The sequence below is a fragment of the Bacillus sp. JJ783 genome (assembly GCF_036963225.1).
Taxonomy (GTDB): domain Bacteria; phylum Bacillota; class Bacilli; order Bacillales; family Bacillaceae_G; genus Bacillus_A; species Bacillus_A cereus_U.
Window position 1 is genome coordinate 1 of sequence record NZ_JBALMG010000243.1, and the last position, 1,608, is coordinate 1,608.

Genomic DNA, 1,608 nt, shown 5'->3' on the forward strand with positions numbered 1-1,608 from the left:
ACATGAAGAAGGAATTGATTTTAAAGTTCACATTATCTATGAGGAGAAATAAAAAGGTTATTAAAAACCTTTTTATTTATAAGCATTCATTAGTAAATAAAAACTCCCTAAAGTGAACCTCATTTAGTAGGACTTCTTCATTTACAAGTTTTCCGTGAGCATCATAAATATATCTATACATTCGTAAACTTTCTATTAAATTTTTGTTTATTTTATCATAATTGTACTTAAATTCATTTTCACAAGTGTACTGCCGATTAAGGTTTTCTCTGAGGAATGGAGGATGTAGGGATAGGTATAAAGTTGTTTTCTCTAGTTCTAAAAATTCCTTCATGGATGGGATTAAAGAGTATTCACTTCCTTCAACATCTATTTTTATAAAATTCAAATCCTTGATATTATGTTTATGAATTAATTCATGTACAGTGGTGCAATCTACGGTACATGAATTATCTGAAATAGTTGGAATAAGACTAGGAGTGGAGTCACCATATGCACTTCTTATATATAAATTAGCAGTTCCTGTTTTTTCAGATAATGCAGCATTTATAGGAGTTACCTTTGAAGAGATTTGGGTATTTAAAGTAAGGTTTTCATTCAATTCTTCAAAAGCAACTGGATCAGGCTCCACAGCGTAGACATGTTTGGCTAGGTTTGCCCCATATAAGACTGTAGGTCCAACCCAAGCTCCGATATCAAGATAGCTATTATGTTCATTTAGAAATCTGTCCAGAATATTGAATGTAGACTCTTCCCAACTATTATTTTTTATTAAATCCCATACCATAGCACTTTGTGGACTTGCTACTACGTCAAACATAGCTTCTCTTTTAGAAATAGATATTACATCATTAGTCATCGATCACATCTCCTTAATTAGTCAGTGTCGAAATCAGATTGTTAAGTGTAATTTTATTTATTAATTCCAATTACTCCATTCAGTATTAAACAGTTTCTTTTCTTCATCTGAAATAATATTGTTTTTGTACCAAGGTAAATGTTTACATGTAAAATCATCAGCTACTCTTACCGCATCATAAAAACCGTTATTGATAAATTTTTTATTGTACACAGCAAAAGTTGTATCAATGTGAGCTTTATAAACTTTTGGATTATTATATTGCCTGAGAGGAAAAAGCCAAAATTGTTGTTCCCATTGTCTAACTGTACATTGAAAACCGGCTCTTAACTCTTCGTTAAAATTAGGATCAGGCGAAATATCTAAGGCAAGGCCTGCTTTAAAGACTGAAAGGTCGATTGTTAATTTTTTCAAATATCCAAGAAAATCATCCGGCATTTGTTCATTAAAATATAAATCTGGATCACTTACAGCAAAGAAATCTGGAAGTAAATTCAAAACTTGAGGATTTGTAAAAAATTGTGGTCCGTAGTTCTCATTATTTTTCATCAAATTATATTTGGTTGATATTTGTTCGTAAAATTTAAGTAGAGGGGGAAAAGTTGAATTATTATCCCAAATCCATATATTTTCATCTTCCACCTTTTTTTCTTGTAACTGATTTAACATTTTTTTTAAATAGGTAATATTATTAAAAGCTATTACTATTACAGGAATATTTGAATTGTTTTTTAGGTTCTCTATATTAG

2 protein-coding genes are annotated in these 1,608 nt (G+C 30.1%); both read right to left on the minus strand.

What is annotated here, in order from left to right; all coding sequences use genetic code 11:
* Nucleotides 1-76 precede the first annotated feature (76 nt).
* Entirely contained in the window at nucleotides 77-859 is a 783-nt protein-coding gene (locus tag V7038_RS29045) for an FkbM family methyltransferase (protein ID WP_070139243.1), read from the minus strand.
* A 60-nt stretch (nucleotides 860-919) separates the two neighbouring features.
* Nucleotides 920-1,608: glycosyltransferase (locus V7038_RS29050; protein WP_335696054.1), on the minus strand; the 689-nt coding region annotated here is incomplete at its 5' end.